At 64.2% G+C, this 5,698-nt stretch carries 6 protein-coding genes; 5 read left to right on the forward strand and 1 reads right to left on the reverse strand.

Translation table 11 applies throughout. The annotated features are described in order from the left end of the window. Positions 1 to 207 precede the first annotated feature (207 nt). A complete protein-coding gene (locus tag JYJ84_RS26990) occupies positions 208 to 810 on the forward strand; it encodes a DNA-3-methyladenine glycosylase I (protein ID WP_175222282.1) in 603 nt (200 codons plus the stop codon). 126 nt (positions 811 to 936) lie between these two features. Here JYJ84_RS26990 and rpsU read toward each other — a convergent pair whose 3' ends face one another. Continuing rightward, positions 937 to 1,149 (reverse strand): 30S ribosomal protein S21, encoded by a 213-nt coding sequence (gene rpsU / locus JYJ84_RS26995; RefSeq protein ID WP_006401410.1) that lies wholly within the window; start codon positions 1,147 to 1,149, stop codon positions 937 to 939. Between the two features lie 531 nt (positions 1,150 to 1,680). Between rpsU and JYJ84_RS27000 the strand changes: the two genes are divergently transcribed. The 4 genes from JYJ84_RS27000 to JYJ84_RS38290 form a co-directional block, all read left to right on the forward strand. Beyond that, positions 1,681 to 3,195: a flagellin gene (locus JYJ84_RS27000; RefSeq protein WP_122944119.1), complete on the forward strand. Its 1,515-nt coding sequence runs from the start codon at positions 1,681 to 1,683 to the stop codon at positions 3,193 to 3,195. 167 nt (positions 3,196 to 3,362) lie between these two features. Then, the gene (gene fliD / locus JYJ84_RS27005; RefSeq protein ID WP_175222281.1) at positions 3,363 to 4,865 is read left to right on the forward strand and encodes a flagellar filament capping protein FliD; all 1,503 of its coding nucleotides are present in this window, start codon (positions 3,363 to 3,365) and stop codon (positions 4,863 to 4,865) included. A gap of 21 nt (positions 4,866 to 4,886) precedes the next feature. Further along, entirely contained in the window at positions 4,887 to 5,186 is a 300-nt protein-coding gene (locus JYJ84_RS27010; RefSeq protein WP_122944117.1) for a flagellar protein FliT, read from the forward strand. Positions 5,187 to 5,212: 26 nt separating this feature from the next. Then, on the forward strand, positions 5,213 to 5,698 hold a 486-nt coding region (locus tag JYJ84_RS38290; protein ID WP_205189672.1), incomplete at its 3' end, for a hypothetical protein.

Raw genomic sequence — 5,698 nt, forward strand, 5'->3', positions numbered from 1 at the left:
GCCAGCACCGCGCGCGTGCCCGTGCCGCCGCCGTCGATGCCGATCGCAAAAAGTAATGCCGCCATGCCTTCATCCCGCTGATTCGAACAGGCGCCAAGCTTAACCGGATCGGCGCCGCGCGCCCATCTGCCGTTCGGCCGGCTGTCCCGTGAAAAGGGCTTACGCTATGCTGACGCGTTCGAGTCGATACTGAAAACGAGGCAGACGATGTCGCAGCGGTGCAACTGGGTGAAGACGGAAGCGGACGCTCACTATCACGATACCGAGTGGGGCGTGCCGTCGCACGACGATCGCCACCTCTTCGAAATGCTGATCCTGGAAGGGGCGCAGGCCGGGCTGTCGTGGTCGACGATCCTGAACAAGCGCGCGGGCTATCGCGAGGCCTTTGCGGATTTCGACGTCGATGCCGTCGCGCGCTTCACGCCGAAGCGCATCGAGAAGCTGCTGGAGAATCCCGCTATCGTGCGCAACCGCGCGAAGGTCGAGTCGACGGTCACCAATGCGCGCGCGGTGCAGCGCATTCGCGAAGAGCACGGGTCGCTCGCCGCGTTCCTGTGGTCGTTCGTCGGCGATACGCCGATCCAGAACGCGTGGCAGTCGTACCGCGACGCCCCCGCGTCGACCGAACAGTCCGACGCGCTCAGCAAGGCGCTGAAGGCATACGGCTGCAAGTTCGTCGGTTCGACGATCTGCTATGCGCTGATGCAGGCCACCGGCATGGTCAACGATCACGAGGTCGGCTGCCCGTGCCACGCGCAATGCGCGGCGCTCGGCGGCAAGCAGCCGGCACGCCGGCGCAAGGCCGGCTGACAGCACGGCACGGGGCGCGCCGGAACCGCCGCGGCCCCGGAATTTTCCCGGCCCCCAAAAGCAAAACGGCGGAGCGGCTTCTTTCGAAGCACGCTCCGCCGTTTCGCGGCGAACCGGAAGACGCTCTTAGTGGAGCTTCTTCGGCAGCATCTGGCTGCGCAGGCGCTTGTGCAGGCGCTTGACGGCTGCTGCCTTCTTGCGCTTGCGGACTGCGGTCGGCTTTTCGTAGGACTGGCGTTCGCGCAGTTCAGCGATCAGGCCATTTTTTTCGATAGCACGGCGAAAGCGGCGAATCGCCACTTCGAACGGCTCGTTTTCTTTCAGAAGAATCGTCGTCATGTCGTTCCTAAATTGCTTAAACGGTCAAAAACGTAGCGGCCAAGCGCCACGCACCGGCCATCCGAGCGTCCCCACAAACAGGCGAAACGAGCGGAAATACGGCCTCGGAGGCCGGAAAAGAGAGGCGGAAAGCACCGCGAGTACGCTTCACAAGCCGCGTGCAGCGCCGCGTTTGACTGCCAGCAGACATGCCGAAAACGGCAGAGGCTTGACAGAAATCTCAATTCAGCCCGCCATCATAGCAGGGAATCACAGACAAAACCACCCTTTTGTCGGGCGCGTGTGCACAGCGTTACGACTGCGTGCCGGAGCCGGCCGCCATCCTGTTTCTGCCCCCGTTTCATTCGGCATCGCGCCGGGCCCGTCCGAAATGACAAAGAAGGATAAAAAATCGGGCCGAATCTCAACGTGCCCCTCAAGTTTTGTTTTGGTGCGCCGAAATCCTGCTCTGAGGCGGCCAGCAATGAACGAGTGCTTCCGCCGACGCCAAAACGGCTTTCCAGGGCTTTCGGCTTAAACAGGAGAATTTCCATGCTCGGAATTAACAGCAACATCAACTCGCTGGTTGCACAGCAGAACCTCAACGGCTCGCAAAACGCCCTGTCGCAGGCAATCACCCGCCTGTCGTCGGGCAAGCGCATCAACAGCGCAGCAGACGACGCAGCCGGTCTCGCGATCGCAACCCGGATGCAGACGCAGATCAACGGCCTGAACCAGGGCGTGTCGAACTCGAACGACGGCGTGTCGATGATCCAGACCGCATCGAGCGGCCTGTCGCAGATCACGTCGAGCCTGCAGCGTATCCGCCAGCTGGCCGTTCAGGCATCGAGCGGCTCGCTGTCGACCAGCGACCAGCAAGCGCTGCAACAGGAAGTTTCGCAGCAGATCTCCGAAGTGAACCGTATCGCTTCGCAGACGAACTACAACGGCAAGAACCTGCTCGACGGGTCGGCCGGTAACGTCAGCTTCCAGGTCGGCGCGAACGTCGGTCAAACCATCACGCTGAACCTGACGCAAAGCGTCTCGGCAGCAAGCATGGGCACGGGCCTGCCGACGAACGGCGCGACGCTCGGCCAGCTCACGGGCCTGAGCCTGACGAGCGCCGGCGCAGCGACGACCGGCACGCAAACGCCGTCGATCACGACGATCAACATCCTGTCCGACGGCCAGGGTGGCTTCAAGTTTACCGACCAGAACAACCAGGCACTGGCTAGCGGCGCGGTCTCGAGCCTGTTCGGCGCCAATACGGCCGGCGCGGGCACGGCACTTTCGCTGACCCCGTTGGCAACCGGCGCACTGGGTTCGATCACCAGCGTTCCGGCAGCAGCATCCGCCGCGACGACCAGCTCGGTGACCGCGATCAACGCCACCAACGCGGGGAACGGCTCCACCGTAGCCGGCCGCGCGGCCGCTGGCACCGCACTTGGCACGATCACCGGCCTCAGCCTGGATTCGAACGGCGGCTTTATCGCCCCGAACGAGTCGGGTGCAACCATCACGTCGATCTCCGTGCTGTCGGACGGCGCCGGTGGCTTCACGTTCCAGGATCAGAACGGCAACGCACTGGCGGCCGGCGTCACCAGCAAGGTGTTCTCCGTCACCGCTGCGACGACGACGGCCGGCGCTTCGCTTACGCTGAATGCCACCATCGGCAGCGCGACGACCAACGCGACGACCCAAGGCCTGGCTTCGCAGAGCGCAATCAGCTCGACCAACCTCGCCAACGTGCCGCCGCGCGTCGCCGACATCAACATCAGCACGACGGCCGGCGCCAACCAGGCAATGGAATCGATCGACAACGCGCTGGCCACGGTGAACAACATCCAGGCAACGCTGGGTGCTGCACAAAACCGCTTCACCGCGATCAGCACGACGCAGCAAGCGCAAGCGACCAACCTGTCGCAAGCTCAATCGCAAATCCAGGACGCGAACTTCGCGCAGGAAACCGCGAACCTGAGCAAGGCACAGGTGCTGCAACAAGCAGGCATCTCGGTGCTCGCACAAGCGAACTCGCTGCCGCAGCAGGTCCTGAAGCTCCTGCAGTAATCGCTTCACGGCGTCTCGCCCGGGGCTCCGCGCAACGCATCGCGCGGCGCCCCGGGCGCTTTGGCTTGCGCGAATCGGTTGCCTGAATCGCGACAACCCAAAGCCTTCGCGCAATACGCATTCAATCACCAGATACGCATCGCTCATCCCAGGCACGGAGTCGTCACATGTCCACCGTCAACACCAATACGTCCACCGCCAATGCGAACAGCGCGCTTCAGCAAGCTGCGCAGTCGATCATCAGCGGCTCGACCGGCAACTCGACGATGGACGTCAACTCGCTCGTGACGGCGCTCGTGAATGCAAAAACGGCCGGCCAGACCTCCGCGCTGACCGCCCAGCAAACCACCGACAACACCCAGATTTCCGCGTTCGGCACGCTGTCTTCCGCGCTGAGCGCGCTGCAGGCGAGCCTGACGACGCTCTCCAACGGCTCGCTGCAGAGCACCTTCACCGCGACGCCCAGCGGCAACGGCCTCACGGCGACGGCCGGCCAGGGCGCCGTTGCCGGCACCTACAACGTGAACGTCACGCAGATCGCAGCGGCGCAGGCGTTGTCGTCCACCGGCTTCGCCGATCCGACCAAGGGCCTCGGCAACGGCACGCTGGCCCTGTCGCTGGGCAATCAGTCGTTCTCCGTCAACATCGACAGCTCGAACAACACGGTGGCGGGCATCGCGGCCGCGATCAACGGCGCATCCGGCAACCCGGGCATCACGGCGACGGTCGTCACCGGCACCGACGGCGCCCACCTCGTGTTGAGCTCGGCGGCAACCGGCGCGTCCAACACGATCAGCGTCGCGGTCAACAACCTGAGCGGCGACGCCGGGTTGTCGAAGCTCGGCGTCAAGTCGGTTCCCGGACAGAACGGCGGCCCGTCGACCTTCACGTCGGCCAACAGCAGCGCCGCGTGGACGCAGAGCACCCCGGCCCAGGATGCCACCTTCTCGATCAACGGGATCAGCGCAACGAGCTCGACCAACACGGTCACCAGCGCGATCGCCGGTGTCACGCTGAACCTGACGTCGGCCGCGGTCGGCGCCGCGCAGGCCCAGACGCTGACGATCGCACCCGACACGAAGTCGCAGACAACCGCGATCAACAACTTCGTGAACCTCTACAACACGCTCGTCACGACGATGGGCACGCTCACCCAGTTCACGGCGGGGGCAACGACGCAAGGCCCGCTGCTGGGCGACTCGACGCTGAGCACGGTCAAGAACACGCTCGCGTCGCTCGTGACGCAAGGTGTGAAGAGCGGCAACTCGACGATCACGCTGTCGTCGATCGGCATCACGCTGCAAGCCGACGGCACGCTGCAGACCGACAGCACCAAGCTCAATACCGCGCTGCAGAGCAACCCGGCAAGCGTCGCCGCGCTCTTCAATTCGACGAACGGCGTCGGCGCGCAGATGTCGACGGCAATCAACAACTTTACGAAGACGGGCGGCCTGATCGACCTGCGGACGTCCGCGCTCAATGCCGACCTGAAGAGCATCGCGCAACAGCAGACGACGCTGTCGAACTACGCGACGCAGCTGACGAACCAGTATCAGGCACAATTCACCGCGCTCAACACGCTGATGGCGACGATGAACAACAATTCGCAGTACCTGACGCAGCTGTTCGGCGGCCAGAACAGTGCCGGCGCGATGTCGAACAACAAGTAACCGACGCAGACGAGGCCAAGCATGGAACAGCACGCACTGATCGAGCGCTTGAATGCGCTGACCGACGAGATCGAACACGCGACCGCAATGGCCGACTGGACGGAAGTCGCACGCCTTGCGGAAGTCCGCTCGCCGCTCGTCATGGCGTTGACCGCCAACCAGCCGCCGGAAGGCATCGCCGCCATTCGCCGCATTCAGGCCAGCAACGAACGCGTGGTCGCCAACGCGCATCACGCCCAGCGCGAGCTCACCGACGAGTATCACGTCGCGATGGGCCGCGTGCAGGCCGTCGGCGAGTATCACGACATGGCACGCCTGTAAGAACACGCAGCGTATCGCCTGCGGCGATGCGCACCCACCGACAACAAGCACTACACGCCGAAGTGAGGGCGTGCTCGTTCGACTCATGCCCGCCTTGTGCGGGCATTTTTTTGTCCGGTCGATCGGACGTGCGCCGACAACCGTACTCACAGCCAGCCGACGTACGCCTTGCCGAATACGATGCGCGCCGCCGCACCACCCGCGCTCAGTTACTCGACGAACACCCGCCGCAGCTGCTCGAACTGCACGAGCTGGAACTGCACGAACTCGACGAACTGCAGCTCGACGACGAGCAACTGCTGTCCGACGCATCGAACGAACTGCCGCTGCCTGCTTTCGCGGCAACCAGCGACGACATCCGCGACGCGGTCTGCACGGTTTGCGAATACACCGACCATGCGGTGCCGGCCAATGCGGCCGTGCCGAACAGCGCAGCAGTCCACAGCAGCGGGTCCGGATCGCCGCGTTCGCGATCCTGCGTCTGTTGCGCGGCCTGCGTCTCGGGCGTGGGT

Source organism: Burkholderia sp. LMG 13014 (assembly GCF_905232215.1).
Lineage (GTDB): Bacteria > Pseudomonadota > Gammaproteobacteria > Burkholderiales > Burkholderiaceae > Burkholderia.